General features: G+C 60.2%; 21 protein-coding genes. 11 read left to right on the top strand and 10 right to left on the bottom strand.

Going from position 1 to position 21,610, the window contains the following annotated elements; translation table 11 throughout:
- The first annotated feature begins 245 nt into the window (after window positions 1–245).
- The 7 genes from srlA to gutQ all read left to right on the top strand — a co-directional run bounded on the left by srlA (window position 246) and on the right by gutQ (window position 5,180).
- Window positions 246–809, top strand: coding sequence for a PTS glucitol/sorbitol transporter subunit IIC (srlA, locus tag O1722_RS05255; protein WP_003862164.1), 564 nt, complete (start codon window positions 246–248; stop codon window positions 807–809).
- Window positions 806–1,765, top strand: a complete 960-nt coding sequence (gene srlE / locus O1722_RS05250; RefSeq protein WP_033487573.1) for a PTS glucitol/sorbitol transporter subunit IIB — start codon at window positions 806–808, stop codon at window positions 1,763–1,765. The genes srlA and srlE overlap by 4 nt, the downstream gene beginning before the upstream one ends.
- 12 nt (window positions 1,766–1,777) lie before the next feature.
- Complete coding sequence (gene srlB / locus O1722_RS05245) at window positions 1,778–2,140, top strand: PTS glucitol/sorbitol transporter subunit IIA (RefSeq protein WP_017692786.1); 363 nt, start codon at window positions 1,778–1,780, stop codon at window positions 2,138–2,140.
- Between the two features lie 14 nt (window positions 2,141–2,154).
- A complete protein-coding gene (gene srlD / locus O1722_RS05240) occupies window positions 2,155–2,934 on the top strand; it encodes a sorbitol-6-phosphate dehydrogenase (RefSeq protein ID WP_017382786.1) in 780 nt (259 codons plus the stop codon).
- A 91-nt stretch (window positions 2,935–3,025) separates the two neighbouring features.
- Window positions 3,026–3,385: a transcriptional regulator GutM gene (gene gutM / locus O1722_RS05235; protein ID WP_017692785.1), complete on the top strand. Its 360-nt coding sequence runs from the start codon at window positions 3,026–3,028 to the stop codon at window positions 3,383–3,385.
- 63 nt (window positions 3,386–3,448) lie between these two features.
- Entirely contained in the window at window positions 3,449–4,222 is a 774-nt protein-coding gene (gene srlR / locus O1722_RS05230; RefSeq protein WP_479954453.1) for a glucitol operon DNA-binding transcriptional repressor SrlR, read from the top strand.
- Window positions 4,215–5,180 (top strand): arabinose-5-phosphate isomerase GutQ, encoded by a 966-nt coding sequence (gene gutQ / locus O1722_RS05225; RefSeq protein WP_015571677.1) that lies wholly within the window; start codon window positions 4,215–4,217, stop codon window positions 5,178–5,180. The genes srlR and gutQ overlap by 8 nt, the downstream gene beginning before the upstream one ends.
- On the opposite strand, the gene norR is transcribed toward gutQ, so the two are convergent.
- Window positions 5,177–6,691 carry a nitric oxide reductase transcriptional regulator NorR gene (norR, locus tag O1722_RS05220; RefSeq protein WP_017382788.1) on the bottom strand — a complete coding sequence of 505 codons (1,515 nt, stop codon included), beginning with the start codon at window positions 6,689–6,691 and terminating at the stop codon, window positions 5,177–5,179. The genes gutQ and norR overlap by 4 nt on opposite strands.
- Window positions 6,692–6,878: 187 nt before the next feature.
- On the opposite strand from norR, the gene norV reads away from it, so the two are divergent.
- Both norV and norW read left to right on the top strand, forming a co-directional pair.
- Window positions 6,879–8,327 (top strand): anaerobic nitric oxide reductase flavorubredoxin, encoded by a 1,449-nt coding sequence (gene norV, locus O1722_RS05215; RefSeq protein ID WP_017692783.1) that lies wholly within the window; start codon window positions 6,879–6,881, stop codon window positions 8,325–8,327.
- On the top strand, window positions 8,324–9,457 hold the full coding sequence (gene norW, locus O1722_RS05210; protein ID WP_015571680.1) for an NADH:flavorubredoxin reductase NorW: 1,134 nt from the start codon (window positions 8,324–8,326) through the stop codon (window positions 9,455–9,457). The genes norV and norW overlap by 4 nt, the downstream gene beginning before the upstream one ends.
- Before the next feature lie 126 nt (window positions 9,458–9,583).
- Here the strand turns inward: norW and O1722_RS05205 are convergent, their stop codons facing one another.
- From O1722_RS05205 to O1722_RS05190, 4 genes are all read right to left on the bottom strand, one after another.
- Window positions 9,584–10,606 (bottom strand): HoxN/HupN/NixA family nickel/cobalt transporter, encoded by a 1,023-nt coding sequence (locus tag O1722_RS05205; RefSeq protein ID WP_033487574.1) that lies wholly within the window; start codon window positions 10,604–10,606, stop codon window positions 9,584–9,586.
- Between the two features lies 1 nt (window position 10,607).
- Window positions 10,608–12,824: a carbamoyltransferase HypF gene (hypF, locus tag O1722_RS05200; RefSeq protein ID WP_033487576.1), complete on the bottom strand. Its 2,217-nt coding sequence runs from the start codon at window positions 12,822–12,824 to the stop codon at window positions 10,608–10,610.
- Window positions 12,825–12,830: 6 nt separating this feature from the next.
- Window positions 12,831–13,376 carry an electron transport protein HydN gene (hydN, locus tag O1722_RS05195; protein ID WP_017382793.1) on the bottom strand — a complete coding sequence of 182 codons (546 nt, stop codon included), beginning with the start codon at window positions 13,374–13,376 and terminating at the stop codon, window positions 12,831–12,833.
- Between the two features lie 133 nt (window positions 13,377–13,509).
- Window positions 13,510–14,547, bottom strand: coding sequence for a LacI family DNA-binding transcriptional regulator (locus O1722_RS05190; protein WP_324253303.1), 1,038 nt, complete (start codon window positions 14,545–14,547; stop codon window positions 13,510–13,512).
- Window positions 14,548–14,736: 189 nt separating this feature from the next.
- Here O1722_RS05190 and ascF point away from each other — a divergent pair, with 189 nt between their 5' ends.
- On the top strand, window positions 14,737–16,188 hold the full coding sequence (gene ascF, locus O1722_RS05185) for a PTS cellobiose/arbutin/salicin transporter subunit IIBC (protein ID WP_017382795.1): 1,452 nt from the start codon (window positions 14,737–14,739) through the stop codon (window positions 16,186–16,188).
- An 18-nt stretch (window positions 16,189–16,206) separates the two neighbouring features.
- Complete coding sequence (locus tag O1722_RS05180) at window positions 16,207–17,631, top strand: 6-phospho-beta-glucosidase (RefSeq protein WP_017382796.1); 1,425 nt, start codon at window positions 16,207–16,209, stop codon at window positions 17,629–17,631.
- Window positions 17,632–17,719: 88 nt separating this feature from the next.
- On the opposite strand, the gene hycI is transcribed toward O1722_RS05180, so the two are convergent.
- Genes hycI through hycE form a run of 5 tightly spaced genes read right to left on the bottom strand, consistent with a single transcriptional unit; the run spans window position 17,720 to window position 21,603 of the window.
- Window positions 17,720–18,175 carry a hydrogenase maturation peptidase HycI gene (gene hycI / locus O1722_RS05175; RefSeq protein ID WP_033487578.1) on the bottom strand — a complete coding sequence of 152 codons (456 nt, stop codon included), beginning with the start codon at window positions 18,173–18,175 and terminating at the stop codon, window positions 17,720–17,722.
- The gene (locus tag O1722_RS05170; RefSeq protein WP_017382798.1) at window positions 18,168–18,578 is read right to left on the bottom strand and encodes a formate hydrogenlyase maturation HycH family protein; all 411 of its coding nucleotides are present in this window, start codon (window positions 18,576–18,578) and stop codon (window positions 18,168–18,170) included. The genes hycI and O1722_RS05170 overlap by 8 nt, the downstream gene beginning before the upstream one ends.
- On the bottom strand, window positions 18,575–19,342 hold the full coding sequence (locus O1722_RS05165) for an NADH-quinone oxidoreductase subunit B family protein (RefSeq protein WP_032669323.1): 768 nt from the start codon (window positions 19,340–19,342) through the stop codon (window positions 18,575–18,577). The genes O1722_RS05170 and O1722_RS05165 overlap by 4 nt, the downstream gene beginning before the upstream one ends.
- Complete coding sequence (locus O1722_RS05160; protein ID WP_033487580.1) at window positions 19,342–19,884, bottom strand: formate hydrogenlyase complex iron-sulfur subunit; 543 nt, start codon at window positions 19,882–19,884, stop codon at window positions 19,342–19,344. The genes O1722_RS05165 and O1722_RS05160 overlap by 1 nt, the downstream gene beginning before the upstream one ends.
- A gap of 9 nt (window positions 19,885–19,893) precedes the next feature.
- Complete coding sequence (gene hycE, locus O1722_RS05155; RefSeq protein WP_033487581.1) at window positions 19,894–21,603, bottom strand: formate hydrogenlyase subunit HycE; 1,710 nt, start codon at window positions 21,601–21,603, stop codon at window positions 19,894–19,896.
- Between the last annotated feature and the right edge of the window lie 7 nt (window positions 21,604–21,610).

The following is a 21,610-nucleotide window of genomic DNA, read 5'->3' as shown; positions in this document are numbered from 1 at the left end:
TCCATTTAACGAGTTCGGTAAGAACCCAGTATGGTAAAGCATCCCCAACTCCTCAAGGAAGCGGTACGCACCTCCCCGACGCAAATCCGCGCTTTTTTCCACCAAAAATTATTCACCTCACCAATAAACTTTCAAAATAATACATTTTTCTTTCATTGTGAGATTTGATTAACACTTTAAAACCTTTCAAAGTGATTATTATTAGCCGCAGATAGACAAAAACAAACGCCCTACAGGAGAGAAGAATGATAGAAACCATCACCCACGGCGCCGAGTGGTTCATCGGGCTGTTTCAGAAAGGCGGCGAGGTATTCACCGGCATGGTGACCGGGATCCTGCCCCTGCTGATCAGCCTGCTGGTGATCATGAACGCCCTGATTAACTTTATCGGCCAGCAGCGTATTGAACGCTTCGCCCAGCGCTGTGCCGGCAATCCGCTGTCCCGCTACCTGATTCTGCCCTTCATCGGCACCTTTGTGTTCTGCAACCCGATGACCTTAAGCCTCGGCCGCTTTATGCCAGAGAAGTACAAGCCGAGTTATTACGCCGCCGCCTCCTACAGCTGCCATTCAATGAACGGCCTGTTCCCGCACATTAACCCCGGCGAGCTGTTTGTCTATCTCGGGATCGCCAGCGGTCTTACCACCCTTGGCCTGCCGCTCGGCCCGCTGGCGGTGAGCTATCTGCTGGTCGGCCTGGTGACCAACTTCTTCCGCGGCTGGGTGACGGACCTCACCACCGCCATTTTTGAGAAAAAAATGGGCATCCAGCTTGAACAGAAAGTCCATCTTTCAGGAGCCACAGCATGAACCGGATCCGCATTGAGAAAGGCACGGGCGGCTGGGGCGGCCCGCTGGAGTTCGACGCCACCGAAGGCAAAAAGATCGTCTACATCACCGCGGGCGCGCGCCCGGCGATCGTCGACACGCTGCGCGAGCTGACCGGCTGGGAAGCAGTCGACGGTTTCAAAGAGGGTGAGCCGCCGGAAGCGGAAATCGGCGTGGCGGTAATCGACTGCGGCGGCACCCTGCGCTGCGGCATCTACCCGAAGCGCCGCATTCCGACGGTGAATATTCACTCCACGGGCAAATCAGGCCCGCTGGCGCAGTACATCCTTGAGGACATTTATGTCTCGGGCGTGAAGGAGGACAACATCACGCTGGTAAATGGCACATCCGCACCGCAAAAAGCGGCCCCGCGCGAGTACGACACCAGCAAAAAAATCACCGAGCAGAGCGACGGCCTGCTGGCGAAGGTCGGGATGGGGATGGGGTCCGCCGTGGCGGTGCTGTTCCAGTCCGGGCGCGACACCATCGACACGGTGCTGAAAACCATTCTGCCGTTTATGGCGTTCGTCTCGGCGCTGATCGGCATCATCATGGCCTCCGGCCTCGGCGACTGGATTGCCCACGGCCTCGCCCCGCTCGCCAGCCACCCGCTCGGCCTGGTGACGCTGGCGCTGATCTGCTCCTTCCCGCTGCTGTCGCCGTTTCTTGGCCCGGGCGCGGTGATTGCCCAGGTCATCGGCGTGCTGATTGGCGTGCAGATTGGTCTGGGGAATATTCCCCCGCACCTCGCCCTGCCCGCCCTGTTTGCCATTAACGCTCAGGCGGCGTGCGACTTCATCCCCGTCGGGCTGTCGCTGGCGGAAGCGCGCCAGGAGACCGTGCGCGTGGGCGTCCCCTCCGTGCTGGTGAGCCGCTTCCTGACGGGCGCGCCAACGGTGCTAATTGCCTGGTTTGTCTCCGGCTTTATTTATCAATAAGAGGTTCCTGCCATGACCGTGATTTACCAGACCACCATTACCCGCATCGGCCAGAGCGCGGCCGATGCGCTGAGCGACCAGATGCTGATCACCTTCCGCGAAGGCGCCCCGGCAGATATCGAAGAGTTTTGCTTTATCCACTGCCACGGCGAGTTAAACGGCGAGCTGAAGGCCGGTGGCCAGCTGGAGCTGGGCAAGGCGCGCTATGCCGTAACCGCCGTCGGTGACGTCGCCGAGCAAAACCTGCGCGAGCTGGGGCACATCACCTTGCGTTTCGACGGCCAGCCGCGGGCGGAGTATCCCGGCACGGTTCACGTTGAGGGGCCGGTTCCGCAGGCTGTCACCCCAGGCTGCACGTTAAAATTTATTTCGTAATAAAGGAGAGACACATGAGTCAGGTTGCCGTTGTCATTGGTGGGGGACAAACCTTAGGCGAGTTCCTCTGCCATGGGCTTGCCGCAGAGGGCTACCGCGTGGCGGTCGTGGATATTCAGAGTGAGAAAGCCGCCCGCGTAGCGGACGCCATCAACACCGAATTTGGCGAAGGGATGGCGTATGGATTTGGCGCCGACGCCACCAGCGAGCAGAGCGTGATGGCGCTGGCCCGCGGCGTGGATGAGATTTTTGGTCGCACCGATCTGCTGGTCTACAGCGCGGGGATTGCGAAAGCGGCCTTTATCAGCGATTTCGAACTGGGGGATTTTGATCGCTCGTTGCAGGTGAATCTGGTGGGCTATTTCCTCTGCGCCCGCGAATTTTCCCGTCTGATGATCCGCGACGGTATTCAGGGTCGCATCATTCAGATCAACTCAAAATCGGGGAAAGTGGGCAGCAAGCACAACTCCGGCTACAGCGCGGCGAAGTTTGGCGGCGTCGGGCTGACGCAGTCTCTGGCGCTGGATCTGGCCGAATACGGCATAACCGTGCACGCGCTGATGCTGGGTAACCTGCTGAAATCCCCGATGTTCCAGTCCCTGCTGCCGCAGTATGCCGCCAAACTTGGCATCAAAGCAGAGGACGTCGAACAGTACTACATCGACAAAGTGCCGCTGAAGCGCGGGTGCGATTATCAGGACGTGCTGAACATGCTGCTGTTTTACGCCAGCCCGAAAGCCTCGTACTGCACCGGGCAGTCGATTAACGTCACCGGTGGGCAGGTGATGTTCTGAGTTCATTCCCCGGTGGCGCTGCGCTTACCTGGGCTACAATCCCCGTAGGCCGGGTAAGGCGCAGCCGCCACCCGGCAGTTAAGGAGCCGATATGGTCACCGCACTCATCACCGTCGCCGCCCTCGCCTGGCTTTGCCAGATGGCGTTTGGCGGCTGGCAAATCCATCAGTTTAACCGCGCCTTTGATGCCCTGTGCCAGAAAGGCCGCGTGGGCGTCGGGCGTTCCGGCGGCCGCTTTAAACCGCGGGTTGTCGTCGCTGTTGCGCTGGATGAAAACAATATGGTTTGCGATTCCCTCATCATGCGCGGCGTAACGGTGTTTGCCCGTCCGACCAAAATCCAGGCGATCGACGGCATTTCGCTGCATGAATTACAACCTGATGTGATCTTCCCCCATGATTCACTCTGTCAGAATGCACTATCATTAGCGCTTAATCTGAAACATGGATAATTTCGTTGTGAAAGTTATAAACTTGCGGAATTATCATTTCGCAACGTAAGGAACGAAGCGCCTATGAAACCACGTCAGCGGCAGGCGGCCATACTTGAGCATCTGCAAAAGCAGGGAAAGTGCTCGGTAGAGGATCTGGCCCACTACTTTGACACCACCGGCACGACAATACGCAAGGACCTGGTGTTGCTCGAAAACTCCGGCGCCGTCATTCGTACCTACGGCGGCGTGGTGCTCAATAAAGACGAAGCCGACCCGCCTATCGACCACAAAACGCTGATCAATACTCACCAGAAAGCGCTGATTGCCGAAGCCGCCGTCAAATTTATCCAGGACGGCGATTCCATTATCCTCGACGCAGGCAGTACCGTCCTACAGATGATCCCGCTGCTCAGCCGCTTTAATAACATCACCGTGATGACCAACAGCCTGCACATCGTCAATGCCCTGTCAGAGTTCGATAGCGAGCAGACCATCCTGATGCCCGGTGGCACCTTCCGTAAAAAATCCGCGTCGTTTCACGGGCAGCTGGCGGAGAATGCCTTCGACCACTTCAGCTTCGATAAGCTGTTTATGGGCACGGACGGCATCGACCTCAACGCGGGCGTGACCACCTTCAACGAGGTGTTCAGCGTCAGCAAAGCGATGTGCAACGCCGCGCGGGAAGTGATTTTGATGGCGGACTCGTCGAAATTTGGCCGTAAAAGCCCCAACATTGTCTGTAGCCTTGAAAGCGTCGATAAGCTGATTACCGACGCAGGTATCGATCCGGCATTTAAAAAAGCGCTGGAAGCGAAGGGCATCGACGTGATCGTAACCGTAGAGAAAAATGAGTGATTTTCTGTTAAACGCAGGCCGTCAGACCCTGCTGCTGGAGCTACAGGAAGCCAGCCGCCTGCCGGAACGTCTGGGTGAGGATTTTGTTCGTGCAGCCAACACCATTATCCACTGCGAGGGCAAAGTGATCGTGGCGGGTATCGGTAAATCCGGTCATATCGGCAAGAAGATTGCCGCGACGCTTGCCAGCACCGGCACCCCGGCGTTCTTCGTGCATCCTGCCGAAGCGCTGCACGGCGATCTGGGGATGATCGAAAGCCGCGACGTGATGCTGTTTATCTCCTACTCCGGTTCAGCCAAAGAGCTGGATCTCATCATCCCTCGCCTGCAAGAAAAATCGGTGGCCCTGTTAGCGATGACCGGCAAATCCCGTTCGCCGCTGGCGCTGGCCGCGAAAGCAACGCTGGATATTTCCGTTGAGCGCGAAGCCTGTCCGATGCACCTGGCACCGACCTCCAGCACCGTCAACACGCTGATGATGGGCGACGCCCTGGCGATGGCGGTGATGCAGGCGCGCGGTTTTAATGAGGAAGATTTCGCCCGCTCCCATCCTGCGGGCGCGCTTGGGGCTCGTCTGCTCAACAAAGTTCACCACCTGATGCGCACGGACGATGCCATTCCTCAGGTCAAACTCGACACCAGCGTGATGGACGCCATGCTGGAGCTGAGCCGCACCGGGCTGGGGCTGGTTGCGGTATGCGACAATGACCGCCAGGTGAAGGGCGTCTTCACCGACGGCGACCTGCGCCGCTGGCTGGTGGGCGGCGGCAAGCTGGAGGCGCGGGTATCCGAAGCAATGACCCAGGGCGGGCTGACGCTGAATGCCGACAGCCGCGCGATTGAAGCCAAAGAGGTGCTGATGAAGCGCAAAATCACCGCCGCGCCGGTGGTGGACGAGCACGGCAGGCTGTGCGGCGCGATCAACCTGCAAGACTTCTACCAGGCGGGGATTATTTAACCCTTCAGCCCCAGACGTTTCGCCAGCCTGTGAAGGTTGGCGACGTCCATCTCCAGCGCCCGCGCGCACGCCGCCCAGCTGCGGTTATTCTGCTCCAGCGCGCGGGCGATCATCTGACGCTGGAACGCATCCGTCGCCTCGCGCAGGTTTTCGTTCACGCTCTCAGGTATCACCGGCTTCACGGGCGGCATCGTTTCCTCATGCAGCGCGAAATGGCGCGCATGAATAACCACTTCATCCCCCGAACGCGTTGCCCGCGCCAGCACCACCGCGCGGTGGATCGCATGTTCCAGCTCACGCACGTTACCCGGCCAGCCGTAGCTCAGCAGGTGCGTCCTCGCGCCGGGACTTAGCACCACGCGGGAAAGCCCCATTTTGAGCCGACACTGTTCGCAGAAAAAGCCCGCCAGCAGAACCACATCCTCGCCCCGCTCGCGCAGCGGCGGCACCGTGAGCGGGAACACGCTCAGACGGTGGAACAGATCGGCGCGGAAATTCCCCGCCAGCACCTCTTCGCGCAGATCGCGGTTCGTCGCCGCCAGCACGCGCACATCCACGCGTAAGCTGCGATCGTCTCCCACGCGTTGAATATCGCCATACTGCAACACCCGCAGCAGTTTGGCCTGGAGCGAAAGGGAGAGTTCGCCAATTTCATCGAGGAACAGCGTGCCGTTATCAGCCATTTCGAACTTGCCGCTGCGGTTGCTGATCGCCCCGGTAAAGGCCCCTTTGACGTGTCCGAACAGCTCGCTTTCCGCCACGCTTTCCGGCAACGCCGCGCAGTTGAGATAGACCAGCGGATTCACCGCACGGGGCGAGGCTTCGTGGATCGCTTTTGCCACCAGCTCTTTACCGGTGCCGGTCTCCCCGAAGATCAGCACGTTCAAATCAGACGCGGCGACAATCTCAATCTCTTTTTTGAGCTGCGCCATGCCCGGCGAAAGGCCGATCATTTCGGTGTGCGCCACCTGCTCAAACGCCGTCGGGCTACCCGGAAGAATATTCTGGCTCTCCAGCTGTTCTATCAGCAGGGCGTTGTTCAGCGCCCCGGCCGCCAGCGCGGCAATCAGCCGTAGCTCTTCGTCGCTGAAGGTATCGAACTGATCAGGCGACATGCCGTCGAGGGTTAACGCGCCAATCAGGTTCTGCCCCGCAAACAGCGGCAGGCCGATACAGGCGTGCACCTTCAGGCTCTCCTGTCCGGGGATCAGGCCGTCGTAAGGATCGGGCAGATCGCTGTCTGCCGGGAAACGCACCACGTCACCCGCGCGGGCGATGGTTTCCAGACGCGGGTGGCCCTCCAGGGTAAAGCGCCGCCCGAGTACGTCCTTCGCCAGACCGTCGATAGCCAGCGGAATAAACTGCCGCCCTTCGTAACGCAGCAGCGCCGACGCATCGCAATCCAGCACGTGGCGCAACGTGGAGATCAGCCGCTGAAAGCGGTCCTGATGACCAATACCGGTTTGCAGTTCTATGGCGATCTTCGCCAGCACATCTACGGAAAAGCTCATCTCTGCCTCACTGTCATTTTGACAATACATAGTGTCATATTGACAACTTTTAAGATAGTCAAAATGACTACCCACTAAAGAGCATCGAAACGAAAACACATTATTTTCAATAAGTTAAAAAGTTGGCACGCAACTTGATATATGACAGTCATCTTATTTGAAAACGCCGTATTAAGTTGAGGTTGCTATGTCTATTCTGGTTAAAAATAACATTCATTGGGTGGGTCAACGTGACTGGGAAGTACGTGATTTTCACGGGACGGAATACAAAACGCTGCGCGGCAGCAGCTACAACAGCTATCTCATTCGTGAAGGTAAAAACGTCCTGATCGATACCGTCGATCACAAATTCAGCCGCGAGTTCGTGCAGAATCTGCGCAGCGAAATCGATCTGAATGAGATCGACTACATTATCATCAACCACGCGGAAGAGGATCATGCCGGGGCGCTGACCGAGCTGATGTCCCACATTCCGGATACCCCGATCTACTGCACCACCAACGCCATTGACTCCATCAACGGCCACCACCACCATCCGGAGTGGAACTTCCACACCGTGAAAACCGGCGACACGCTGGATATCGGCAATGGCAAACAGCTGATCTTCGTGGAAACCCCAATGCTGCACTGGCCGGACAGCATGATGACCTACATGACCGGTGACGCGGTGCTGTTCAGTAACGACGCCTTCGGCCAGCACTACTGTGACGAACGTCTGTTCAACGACGAAGTGGATCAGACCGAGCTGTTCGAACAGTGCCAGCGCTACTACGCCAACATCCTGACCCCGTTCAGCCGTCTGGTCACGCCAAAAATCACCGAGATCCTCGGCTTCAACCTGCCGGTGGATATGATTGCCACCTCCCACGGCGTGGTATGGCGTGAAAATCCAACCCAGATTGTCGAACTGTACCTGAAGTGGGCGGCGGACTATCAGGAAGATCGCATCACCATCTTCTACGACACCATGTCCAACAACACCCGCATGATGGCGGACGCCATTGCCCAGGGCATCAACGAAGTTGACCCGAACGTGGCGGTGAAAATCTTCAACGTGGCGCGCAGCGATAAGAATGAGGTATTGACCAACGTCTTCCGCTCCAAAGGCGTGCTGGTGGGTACCTCCACCATGAATAACGTGATGATGCCGAAAATTGCCGGACTGGTAGAAGAGATGACCGGCCTGCGCTTTCGTAACAAACGCGCCAGCGCCTTTGGTTCACACGGCTGGAGCGGCGGCGCGGTAGACCGTCTCTCCACCCGTTTACAGGATGCCGGTTTTGAGATGTCCCTGAGCCTGAAGGCGAAATGGCGTCCGGATCTCGACGCGCTGGAAATCTGTCGTCAGCACGGTCGCGACATTGCCCGCCAGTGGGCGCTTGCGCCGCTGCCGGAAACCGCACCCGCCGCGGCAGTTACGCCGAAAGCTGTAGCAGAAGCCGCTCCTGCCGCTGCCGACCTCGGCCCTTGCATGCAGTGCAGCGTCTGCCAGTGGATTTACGATCCTGAGCTGGGCGAGCCGTTGCAGGATGTCGCGCCGGGTACGCCGTGGAGCGAGGTGCCGGACAACTTCCTCTGCCCGGAATGTTCCCTCGGGAAAGACGTCTTTGATGAACTGGCAACGGAGGCAAAATGAGCCACGGCATCGTCATTATCGGCTCGGGCTTTGCCGCCCGCCAGCTGGTGAAAAATATCCGCAAACAGGATGCTAACGTGCCGTTGACGGTGATCGCCGCCGACAGCATGGATGAGTACAACAAGCCTGATTTAAGCCACGTCATTAGCCAGAATCAGCGCGCCGACGATCTCACCCGCCAGACGGCGGGGGAGTTCGCAGAACAGTTTAACCTGCGTCTGTTTCCGTACACCTGGGTCACCGATATCGACGCCGACGCCCACGTGGTGAACGCGAAAGATAAAACCTGGCAGTACGACAAACTGGTGCTGGCGACGGGGGCATCGGCGTTTGTGCCGCCGGTTGAGGGCCGCGAGCTGATGGTCACGCTCAACAGCCAGCAGGAGTATCAGGCCAGCGAGACCCTGTTACGCGACGCCACGCGGGTGATGATTGTCGGCGGCGGACTGATTGGCACCGAGCTGGCGATGGACTTCTGCCGGGCGGGAAAATCCGTCACCCTGGTTGACCACGCGGCCAGCATTCTGTCAGCGCTGATGCCAGCAGAAGTAAGCAGTCGCTTACAGCATCGTCTGACCGACATGGGCGTGCATCTGCTGCTGAAATCGCAGTTACAGAGCCTAAGCAAAACCGAAACCGGCATTTGTGCGACGCTCGACCGCAACCGCAGCGTGGAAGTGGATGTGGTTATTGCGGCGACGGGGTTGCGCCCGGAAACCGCGCTGGCGCACCGCGCGGGCGCAGAGATCAATCGCGGCGTGAAGGTGGACAGCTACCTGCAAACCACCCAGCCGGACATTTATGCCCTGGGCGACTGCGCGGAAATTAACGGCCAGGTGCTGCCGTTCCTGCAACCGATTCAGTTAAGCGCCATGTTCCTGGCGAAAAACCTGCTCGGCGGCAACGCCCCGGTGAAATTACCCGCCATGCTGGTGAAGGTAAAAACGCCGGAACTACCGCTGCATCTCGCAGGTGAAACGCAGCGTCAGGATCTGGACTGGGAGATTGTCCTTTCGCCTCAGGGCATGGTGGCGCGCGGCACCGATACCGACGGTCAGATGCGCGCCTTTGTCGTCAGCGAAGACAGAATGAAGGAGGCCTTCGCGCTGCTGAAATCGCTACCAGCTTAACCCTCGTCATGCCGGGTGGCGCTCCGCTTACCCGGCCTACAGTACTGCCACGCTTACTTAACCTTTGGATTTTGTTGTCCACCGCCCCGATGTCCCGGGGCTTTTTTTATCGCTACACTTTCAGCGTCAGGAGCGCACCACCAGCGCGTCATAACCGCGCCAGCGATAGTTCGCCATCGAGATCAGCCAGCAGGCGACAAACAGCCCGACCACCACAAATCCGGCATCGCCCAGGTTATCGTTCACCGCGCCAATCAGATCCCACACGCCGCCGCTGAGGGCGAACTTGTCCATCAGCAGACCCAGCGCTTCCAGGCCGCCGATAAACAGCGCCACCACCACCGAAGTGCCGGTGATGGTCATGTTGTAGTAGAGCTTGCGCTGCGGCTTGTTAAACGCCCAGCCGTAGGCACCCACCATCAGCAGGTTATCGAGCGTATCCACCAGCGCCATGCCGCTGGCGAAGAGCGCCGGGAAGATCATGATCGACCACACCGACATCCCGCTGGAGGCGCTGGCGGCGGAGATCCCCAACACGCCGATTTCGGTGGCGGTGTCGAACCCCAGGCCGAACAGGAAACCGACCAGGTACATCTGCCAGCTTTTATTGACGAGGCGGAAGGTTTTGCCGAACAGCCAGTTCATGACGCCGCCCTGTGCAGGCAGCGTGATGTCGCCCTGCACGGGATTGCCGTGTTTCAGCGCCTGAAAACTGCGCCAGACGCCGCGCAGGATCACCATATTCACCAGCGCCATCGCCAGCAGGAAGGTGGCGGAGACGGCGGTGCCAATCAGGCTGCCGGTTTCGTGGAACCATGCCATGTTTTTCTGAAACGCCGTGGCGGTCGCGGCGATAGCAATGGAGGCCAGCACCACGATGGTGGAGTGTCCGAGGGAAAACCATGCGCCCACGCCGGACGGGCGCTTGCCCTGCTGCATCATTTTACGCGTCACGGTATCAATCGCGGCGATATGGTCGGCATCCACCGCATGACGCAGTCCATAGCACCACGCCAGCAGGCTGGCGGCCATCAGCGCCGTACTGCCGCTAAAGGTGTGCCACGCCAGCCCCCAGGCCAGCAGGTTAGCCATCCCGAGAGCCAGCAGCAGGCACGCTGCACGAGGTTCATTGCGTAAAAGTCGTAACATTTTAAGTCCCTTGTGAACATGATCGGGCGGCAGCAACCACCGCCTGCCCGAAGGAGATCGCTCCGTCGCCTGCGGGCAGGCGCGAAGGAAAAAGAAGCGTGAAATCAGAAAGGTAATGACGAAGGCGCGCGCGCAGCAGGCGGTTGTGAAGGACGCCGCCGCTGAAGCACACCGTAGAGAGCGACCGTCGGCGGGCATGCGTTGCCGCCAGTTCGCTCAGCCCTTTTGCCAGCGCATCGTGAAAAGCCCAGGCACGCTCGCCGGGTTCCGCCCGCCAGGTAAGCCACTGTTGCCAGAACAGCGCAAGGTTATCCGTCTGGAGCGTCACCGGATGATCAACCCCTGCGCAGCGTTCGGCCAGCGCCTCCAGCCGGCACGCGGCTTCGCCCTCATAGCGTTGCGTTTCAATGCCCAGCGCACAGGCCACGGCGTCGAACAGACGACCACAGGAGGAGGCCCGCGGCGCATTGATACCGCGCGACACAGCCGTTGCCAGCAGCAGCCAGTTTTGACGCTGTACCACCTCAGTTTCCGGGTACTGCTGCCAGTCAGGTACGAACGCCAGACAGTGGGCGAGCAAATTGCGCCACGGCTGTTTTGCCGCCAGATCGCCCCCCGGCAGCGCAACGGCTGGCAGACCGCCCAGCCGTTCGCAGTCGCGATAGTTCACCCGCAGGCACTCGCCGCCCCACAGCGCGCCGTTCTCGCCTATGCCGATCCCGTCCAGGGTCAGGGCAATAACATTCCCGCCGTCGAGCGGCCAGCCATTCTCCGCCAGACACGCTGCCGCATGCGCATGATGATGCAGCACGGTCTCAACGGGCAGCGCCTGCGCCCGGGCCCACTGTCGGGCGTGATATCCCGGATGGGCATCGCACACCACGCGCTCAGGCTGAAAGGCGTAGATGTCCTGCATCGTCGAGAGCGCACTGCGCCACTGCGCCTCTACCCCCTCGTCGCTCAGATCGCCAAAATGCTGGCTCAGCACCGCCTGGTTGCCACGCACCAGGCTGAAGGTGTTTTTCATCTCCGCGCCGGTGCATAACATGGGCGGGATGTCGCGGAATCCGGCGGGCAATGTGATGGCATCCGGCACAAAACCGCGTGCGCGACGCAGCATCGTGCCCTCCTGGTCCATCACTGAATCATCCATCCGTTGCAGGATGTCGCGGTTGTGCAGCAGGAAGCCGTCAGCGATGTCACTGAGTTCTTCCAGCGCCTGCTGGTTGCTTATGGCGGGTGGATGGCCGCTGAGGTTGCCGGAGGTCATCACCAGCGGGCGCTGGCAGTCCAGCATCAGCAAATGCTGGAGCGGGTTCGCAGGCAGCATCACGCCGACCGTATCCAGCCCCGGCGCAATCTCCTCAGGAAACGCAGGAAGGCAGGCTTTTGGCGTCAGCACAATCGGCGCAACGGGTGAACGTAACAGCGTCTGGATGCCCTCCGGCAGATCGTCCGCATGCGGGATCATCACCGCCAGCGGCCTGGTCGGGCGCTGCTTGCGTGCCCGTAATTTCCGAACCGCCTGCGGGTTAAGCGCGTCGCAGACCAGGTGAAAACCGCCCAGCCCTTTGACCGCCACAATCCCGCCGACTTTCAGCATCGCCACCGCCGCGCTTAACGCCGATTCGCGGGTGGCAGCAGCCTCCCCGGCTCGCCACTCCAGCTGCGGTCCGCAATCCGGGCAGGCCACCGGCTGGGCGTGAAAACGCCGGTCAGCCGGGTTGCGGTACTCCGTTTCACAGGGCACACAGAGCGGGAATGGCGCCATTGACGTGGCCGGGCGGTCATAGGGCATGGCGCGGATAATGGTAAACCGCGGCCCGCAGTGGGTGCAGTTGATAAACGGGTAGCGGTAGCGACGTTCGCGGGGATCGCGCATCTCCGCCAGGCATGCGGGACAGGTGGCGGCATCCGGGACGATTTGCGTGTCCATCGCCCCGCTCTCGCTGTGGCGGATGACAAACTCGTCCGGCAGCGTCGTCCAGCTGAACGGCTGCGTTTCAATGCGATCGATGCGCGCCAGCGGTGGGCAGTCCTGGCGCAGTCTCGCGGTAAAGTCACCCCCACTGCCCGCGAGACGCACCAGGACACCCTCTCCGTCGTTGCAGACGTCGCCTGCCAGCCCCAGCTGGTGCGCAAGCTGCCAGACGAAGGGACGAAATCCTACCCCCTGCACCTTGCCGCGCACCCGAAGCTGTACGCCATTAACGCGCATTGCAGCTTAAAACAGCAGCGATGACGAGGTGTCGAACGCCGCGCGGCGGCGTTTTTCGGCACTCATCTGTTCGAGCTTGTCGCGATCGACGCAGACCAGCGCATGCGTCGGACAGGCTTCCATACACGCCGGACCGGCGTCGCGGTGGTAGCAGAGGTCACATTTATTGGCTTCGGCTTTCTCCGCGCGTACGCTCAGCCCGATACCGCTGTTGCGCACCACCGGGCGAACCACCACCTCCATCGCGCCATACGGACACGCCACCACACAGGTTTTGCACCCGATGCAGCGCTCCTGCATCACATGCACGAAGCCTTTCTCGCGCTTAATCGCCCCGTTCGGACAGACGTTGGCGCACGGCGCGTCTTCGCACTGGCGACAGATAGCGGCGGTAGAAATATTCACGCCTTTAATGACGTGGATGCGCGGCAGGAAGGTATCAGGGGTGAGAGAGGCGCAATCCTGCTCTGCCTGATGGGACACCACGCACGCCACTTCACAGGTACGGCAACCAATGCATTTGCTGGCATCGGCCATAATAAAACGGTTCATCTGCTTCTCCGGCATTACTGTTATGCGCGAAGCTATTCATAAACCGTGCCAATATTTAATGCATTGATTTTATAGGGAAATTTAAAAGAGAGGGATCTGTCATCGTCATTAGTGACGATGACAGATGTCGACGTCAGCGATGCGGGCCGTCAATGACGGAGTCGCGCAGGATAAGCTCGCCGGAGAAGGTTTGCTGAGGCTTAAACTCACCGCCGTCGAGCATGAAAATCATACGGCTGATGGTCTCCTGAATCATCTCCGTTACTGGAATACGCACGCTGGAGAGGGACGGCACGATATAGGGCGCGATTGCCACATCGTCAAAGCCGATGACGGACACTGCGCCCGGCGTGGCGACGCCGTTCTCGTGCAGCTGCCTGATGGCGCCAATCGCCATGTCGTCGTTACTCGCCACCAGCGCGGTAAACGTTTCGCCGCGGGTGAGCAACTGAGAGACCGCCGCCGCGCCGCTGGCCGGGTTCCACTTCCCTTCGGCGATCAGCGCGTCGCGAACTGCAATCCCGTGCTGCGCCAGCGCGTCCTTGTAGCCGGAAAGACGCTCCACCCCGGTGGGGGAATCCAGCGAACCGGTGATAAACGCAATCTCCCGGTGGCCTTTCTCAATCAGCTGCGATACCGCGTCCTGACACGACGCTTTATGATCGGACCAGACGCTGTGACTGCTGTTTTTCCGCAAACGGCGGTTGAGCACCATGATCGGCTGCTCGCATTTCTCAATGATCTCGTCCAGCGCTTCCACGCTCAGAAAACGCGGATAGATGATTACCGCGTCGCAGCGCATGTCGAGCAGGTACTGGATCGCCTCGCGCTCCTCTTCGGCGCTGTGCTTGCCGTCCGCCAGGATCAGCTGACGCCCCTTCTCTTCCGTCATCCGCGCGGCGTTAAACAGCAGCTCGCTAAAGTAGACCCCATGGTACAGGGTGTTCGTCACCACCAGCCCCAGAGTCTGGGTGCGTTTGGTCGCCAGGTTTCGCGCCAGCAGATTGGGGCGATACCCGCTCTCTTCGATGGCCTGAAACACGCGGTCTTTCGTCTCCTGGCTGACGTAACCGTTCCCCGACAGTACCCGGGAGACCGTCGCTTTTGATACGCCTGCCCGCTTCGCCACTTCCAGCATCGTGGTCATATTATTATTCCGTCTGAACCTGATGGGCGCAGTGTACTGCACCGCAGAAAAATTGTCGCAGCGGCGTTATCACGCTTTTTACGGCCACGAGTGATCGTCATCACGAAACGAAAAAATGCATAAAAAGTGGTCTTGCTTCATTAAAAGAAACTCATGATGATTGTGTGAAACCGGTTTCCTACACTTCTCACAACGATAACAGGATCACATCCGATGGCAAAAAATTACGCTGCGCTGGCGACCGACGTTGTCAGCGCGCTGGGCGGTAAAGAGAACATCGTCGCCGTCACCCACTGTATGACGCGACTGCGCTTCGTCCTGAAAGACGAAAGTCTCACCGACGCCGCACGCCTGAAAAGCATCAGCGGCGTGCTCGGCGTGGTGCGCAACGACAACCAGTGTCAGGTGATCATCGGCAACACCGTGTCCCAGGCATACCGTGAAGTGGTGAGCCTGCTGCCCGCTAACCTGCAACCTGCCGTAGCGGAAGGTCCACAGAAGCTCACGCTGCGCCGCATTGGTGCCGGGATCCTCGATGCGCTGATCGGCACCATGTCTCCGCTGATCCCGGCGATCATCGGCGGGTCAATGGTCAAGCTGCTGGCGATGATCCTTGAGATGACCGGCGTGCTGGGCAAAGGCGACCCGACGCTGACGATCCTGACCGTTATCGGCGATGGCGCGTTCTTCTTCCTGCCGCTGATGGTGGCGGCGTCCGCGGCGGTGAAGTTCAAAACCAACATGTCGCTGGCAATCGCCATCGCGGGCGTGTTGGTTCACCCGAGCTTTATCGAGCTGATGGCCAAGGCCGCGCAGGGCGAGCACGTTGAGTTCGCCTTCATTCCGGTGACGGCGGTGAAATACACCTACACGGTGATCCCCGCCCTGGTGATGACCTGGTGCCTGTCATACATCGAACGCTGGGTGGATCGCATTACCCCGGCGGTGACCAAAAACTTCCTCAAGCCGATGCTGATCGTGCTGATTGCCGCCCCGCTCGCCATCGTGCTGATTGGCCCGCTCGGGATCTGGATCGGCAGCGCCATCTCCGCGCTGGTCTACACCATTCACGGCTATCTGGGCTGGCTCTCCGTTGCCATTATGGGCGCGCTGTGGCCGCTGCTGGTGATGACCGGGATGCACCGCGTGTTTACGCCGACCATCATCCAGACCATTGCCGAAACGGGCAAAGAAGGGATGGTGATGCCGTCGGAGATCGGCGCCAACCTGTCGCTCGGCGGCTCGTCGCTGGCGGTGGCGTGGAAAACCAAAAACCCGGAGCTGCGCCAGACGGCGCTGGCCGCGGCGGCCTCCGCCATCATGGCGGGGATCTCTGAACCGGCCCTGTACGGCGTAGCGGTACGCCTGAAGCGTCCGCTGATTGCGAGCCTGATCAGCGGCTTTATCTGCGGCGCGGTGGCAGGCATGGCAGGCCTTGCCAGCCATTCGATGGCGGCGCCGGGGCTGTTTACCAGCGTGCAGTTCTTCGACCCGGCCAACCCGATGACCATCGTCTGGGTGTTTGGCGTGATGGGTCTGGCGGTAGTGCTGTCGTTTGTGCTAACCCTGCTGTTAGGGTTTGAGGATATCCCGGTAGAAGACGAAGCCGAAAAAGCACGCGCCCTGCAAACCGCACCGGTACAGAACAAAGCAGCAGAAGCATAAACTGAAAGCGAGGTAAGAATGTCTGTTTTTCCACAAGGATTTTTATGGGGCGGCGCGCTTGCCGCCAACCAGAGTGAAGGGGCTTACCGTGAAGGCGGCAAAGGACTGACGACGGTCGACATGATCCCCCACGGCGCAAACCGTCTGGCGGTAAAAGTCGGCAAGGAAAAACGGTTTTCGTTGCGGGACGACGAATTCTACCCGAGCCACGAGGCGATTGATTTTTACCATCGCTACAAAGAAGACATCGCCCTGATGGCGGAGATGGGCTTTACGGTGTTCCGCACCTCGATTGCCTGGAGCCGCCTCTACCCGAACGGCGACGAACCGCTGCCGAATCAGGAAGGCATTGCCTTCTACCGCGCGGTGTTCGAGGAGTGTAAAAAGTACAACATCGAGCCGCTGGTGACGCTCTGCCACTTCGACGTGCCGATGCACCTGGTGACGGAGTACGGCTCCTGGCGCAACCGTAAGATGGTGGATTTCTTCGCCCGCTACGCCCGCACCTGCTTTGAAGCGTTTAACGGGCTGGTGAAATACTGGCTGACCTTCAACGAAATCAACATCATGCTGCACAGTCCGTTCTCCGGCGCGGGGCTGGTGTTTGAGGAAGGTGAAAACGAAGACCAGGTGAAATACCAGGCCGCGCACCACGAGCTGGTGGCGAGCGCGCTGGCGACCAAAATCGCCCACGAGGTGAACCCGGAAAACCAGGTTGGCTGCATGCTGGCGGGCGGCAATTTCTACCCGTACTCCTGCAAGCCGGAAGACGTGTGGATGGCGCTGGAGAAAGACCGCGAGAACCTGTTCTTTATCGACGTGCAGGCGCGCGGCAGCTATCCGGCCTACTCCGCCCGCGTGTTCCGCGAGAAAGGCGTGGTGATTGTCAAAGACCCCGGCGACGATGAACTGCTGAAAAACACCGTCGACTTTGTCTCGTTCAGCTATTACGCCTCGCGCTGCGCGTCGGCGGACATGAACGCGGGCAACACCAGCGCGGCGAACATCGTGAAGTCCCTGCGTAACCCACACATTCAGGTGAGCGAGTGGGGCTGGGGCATCGACCCGCTCGGCCTGCGCATCACCATGAACATGATGTACGACCGCTACCAGAAGCCGCTGTTCCTGGTGGAAAACGGCCTTGGAGCGAAGGACGTCATTGATGAAAACGGCGAGATCAACGACGACTACCGAATCAGCTACCTGCGCGAGCATATTCGCGCGATGGCTGATGCGATTGAGGACGGCGTCCCGCTGCTGGGCTACACCACCTGGGGCTGTATTGACCTGGTATCGGCCTCAACGGGGGAAATGAGCAAGCGCTACGGGTTTGTGTACGTCGACCGGGACGACGCCGGCAACGGCACGCTGGACCGCAAGCGCAAGAAATCATTCTGGTGGTATAAGAAGGTGATTGCGAGTAACGGGGGGGATCTGGAGTAGCCTGTTGCCCTCACCCCAGCCCTCTCCCACAGGGAGAGGGGGATGGGTTTGGTAGGCCGGGTAAGGCGAAGCCGCCACCCGGCACTGCTCAGAGCAGAGAAAAACCTCCATCCCCAACCCACTCCGCTAGCCGTGAATACACCACGTCCACCGCCTCTTTCACCGGCGGCGTCATCGGGTAATAGAACCCGACAATGTCCGGCTGAATCCCCAAAAACAGCACCTCGCCCACGTCGTCTTTAATCTGATCGACCAGGTAGTTCAGCGGCATATTGTGCGTCGTCATCATAAACATTTCGGCGATGTCGTCCGGGTCAATCAGGCGGATCTCACCGGGGTTGAGCCCCATATCGGTGGCATCAACGATTAACAGCCTGTCCGGGCGCAGCTCGCGAATGGCCACCACGTCGTTTTCCGGCGCGCTGCCGCCGTCAATCACCACCCAACTGCCCGGCGGGTTTGCGGCGCACAGTTCCGCCAGCAGCGGACCCGCGCCGTCGTCGCCCATCATGCTGTTGCCGACACACAGTAAAACGTCAGTCACGTAATCTCCTCACCATCAGGTAGATGGCGCTCTCCTGATGAATATCGTGCAGCATGCTAAGCAGCGTTTTGCTCCACGCCTGCTGCTCGGGGGTTTGCCTGCTCAGCGCCTCGTCAAAGGCGTTGGCGAGCATCGCAATGTGGTTGGCATCGATGACGATCTCGCCGTATTTCGGCACGCCCTCCATCTTGCGCCGCGCCGTGCTGCCCTCCTCCAGCGTGGCGATCCACGCCAGGTAATCGGCCCACGGGCAGCTCAGCGCCGCCTCCAGGCAGTCGATCACCCCGAGGTGATGCCCAATCGCCAGGCTGTAATAGACCACCTGCTGCGCCGCAGCCGGCGTGGCATCGTTCTCATCAATAAACTTACGGCTCAGCTGGCTGAACACCACCGTTTCACTCATCGGATACGCGCCTCATCCACGATGCTGTTCAGGTTCGCCACGATCTCATTGAGTCGCGGATCGTTTTCCGCCTCCAGCCAGCGCGCCACCTGATGGTCGCCCTGGCTCAGCAGGCGCAGATAATCGTCGGCAATCTGGCGTCCGTAGCGGTAGCCCGCCAGCCTGCGCGCCGTGCGGTCGATCTTCACCCGCAGCGGCTGCACCATATCCGGGTGCAGGATAGTGGCTGGCTGGTTGTCCAGCTCGCCCGGCTCGCGGGCGTGGATTTTCTGCTCCAGCAGGCCGAGCGCCATGGCAAAACCGTACAGCGTCGCGGCGGGCGTCGGCGGGCAGCCCGGAATGTAGACGTCCACCGGCACGATTTTGTCGGTGCCGCCCCAGACGCAGTACAGGTCGTGGAAGATGCCGCCGCTGTTGCCGCAGGCACCGTACGAGATGCAGATTTTCGGGTCCGGCGCGGACTGCCAGGCGCGCAGCGCGGGGGATCGCATGGCGCGGGTGACGGCCCCGGTAAACAGCAGAATGTCCGCATGGCGCGGAGACGGCACCACTTTGATGCCGAAGCGCTCGGCGTCAAACAGCGGTGACAGCGTGGCGAAGATCTCAATCTCGCAGCCGTTGCAGCCGCCGCAGTCCACGCGGTAGACGTAGGCCGAGCGTTTGATTTTTTTCAGCAGCGACGCCTTCATGCTGGCGATGGATTCGTCCACCGTCATCGGCACCGGAATGCCGTTAGCGTCGCGCGGGCCGAGTAAGTTTTCCATCAGCTGGCCTCTCTCATATGGCGGGTTAAATCGATGCGGTCGGACGGCAGCAGGCATTTCTGACGCTTGCACTCCGGGCAGGTTTCGAAGTTTTCGCGGTGATGCTCCGCGCGGACGTCGCCGTTGTGCTTCAGCAGCGCGATGGCGTAGTCGATCTCTTTTTGCACGGCGAACGGACGCTTGCAGACGCGGCAGTTGCACAGCGCAAAGCGCGACTGCTGGAGGAAGTCCTCTTTTTTCCACACCGCCAGCTCGTACTCCTGAGACAGGCGAATGGCCACCGTCGGGCAGACCTCCTCGCAGCGGCCGCAGAAGATGCAGCGCCCGAGGTTAAACTGCCAGGCCAGCTCGCCGGTTTTCAGGTCCGTTTCCACCGTTAAGGCATTCGACGGGCAGGCGTTGACGCAGGCCGCGCAGCCGATGCACTGCTGCGGGTTGTGCTCCGGCTTGCCGCGAAAGTTTTTATCCACCGGGATCGGCTCCAGCGGATAACTGCTGGTCTGCGCGCCGGTTTTGATCACTTTTTTGATGAAGGTAAACATGGCGAATCCTTATTTCAGCGGCGAGTTCTTACGCTCGATGCTGTAGCGCTCAAGCTCTTTGTACGGCACCACCTGGCTTTTCTTCTTGCGCACGTCCACGACGGTCATGCGGTCGGTGCAGGAGTAGCACGGGTCGAGGCTGCCGATGATCAGCGGCGCGTCAGAGACCGTATTGCCGCGCAGCATGTAGCGCAGGGTGGGCCAGTTGGCGTAGGTCGCCGCACGGCAGCGCCAGCGGTAGAGCTTCTGGTTGTCGCCGGTCATGCTCCAGTGGATGTCGTCCCCGCGCGGCGCTTCGGCAAAGCCGAGGGCAAAGCGGTTTGGAATGTAGGTGAAGCCTTCCACCATCAGCGGGCCGCCCGGCAGATTATCGAGGCCGTAGTCGATCATGTTCAGCGCGGTGAATACCTCGTTGATGCGCACCTTCAGACGGGAGATGACGTCGCAGCCCTGCTCGCTGTGCACGCTCATCGGCAGCAGGCCGTAGCCGACGAACGGGTGATCGGCGCGGGTATCGCGGGCGTGGCCACTGGCGCGCACCATCGGACCAACGTTACTGAAGTCGCGGGCGATTTCCGGGTCAAGACGACCAATCCCGACGGTGCGCTGCTCAATGTTTGGCGTGCTGAGCAGCATGTCCACCAGCTCCTGCACGTCCCGCCGCATCTGCTGCGCCAGCTGGCGGGTCTGGATCATGTCGTCTTTCAGCAGGTCGCGGCGGATCCCGCCGATCAGGTTCAGGCCGTAGGTTTTACGCGCCCCGGTAAGGATCTCCGCCATCTTCATCGACGCCTCGCGCACGCGGAAGAACTGCATAAACCCGGAGTCAAAGCCGACGAAGTGGCAGGCCAGGCCGAGGTTGAGCAGGTGCGAGTGCAGGCGCTCCACCTCCAGCAGAATGGCGCGGATCATCTGCGCGCGTTCCGGCACCACGATCCCCATGCCGTTTTCCACAGAGGTGGTGTAGGCGGTGCTGTGGGCAAAGCCGCAGATGCCGCACACGCGGTCAGAGAGGAACGTGACTTCGTTGTAGCCCATGCGGGTCTCCGCCAGCTTCTCCATGCCGCGGTGGACGTAGAACAGGCGGTAGTCGGCGTCGATAATGTTCTCGCCGTCGACGAACAGGCGGAAGTGGCCCGGTTCGTCGGAGGTAACGTGCAGCGGGCCAATCGGCACCACGTTATTCTTCTTGCTGCCCAGCTCGTTGATGAACTCGTAGGTTTCGCTGTCGGTGGTCGGGGCCGGGCGCTGGCGGTAGTCCATGCTGTCCTTGCGCAGCGGATAGAGTTCATCCGGCCAGTCGTCCGGCAGCACCAGGCGGCGCTCGTCAGGCAGGCCAACCGGCACCAGACCATACATGTCGCGCACTTCGCGCTCGCCCCAGACGGCGGCAGGCACGCGCGGCGTGACGGAGGGGTATTCCGGTTTAGCCGGATCGACCTCTACGCGCACGGTGAGCCAGCACTTCTCCCCCTGCTCCATCGACATCACGTAGTACACCGCATAGTTGCCACACAGCTGACGCTCGTCGTTGCCGAACAGCACTGACAGCCAGCCGCCCTGCTGGTAATAGAGAAACTCCACCACTTCCGGCAGATAGTTCACCTTAATGGTGACGGTTACCTGGTCTTTGGTTTGCCAGGACTCCTCCAGCACCACGCCCGGGAAAGCCTGATGCAACGCGGCGAGATACTGCTGACCTTTCTTTTCTTCAGACATAAACACT

The sequence above is a fragment of the Enterobacter cloacae complex sp. HYC003_NIDB genome (genome assembly GCF_056673375.1).
This window is presented reverse-complemented; position numbering and strand designations above follow the sequence as displayed.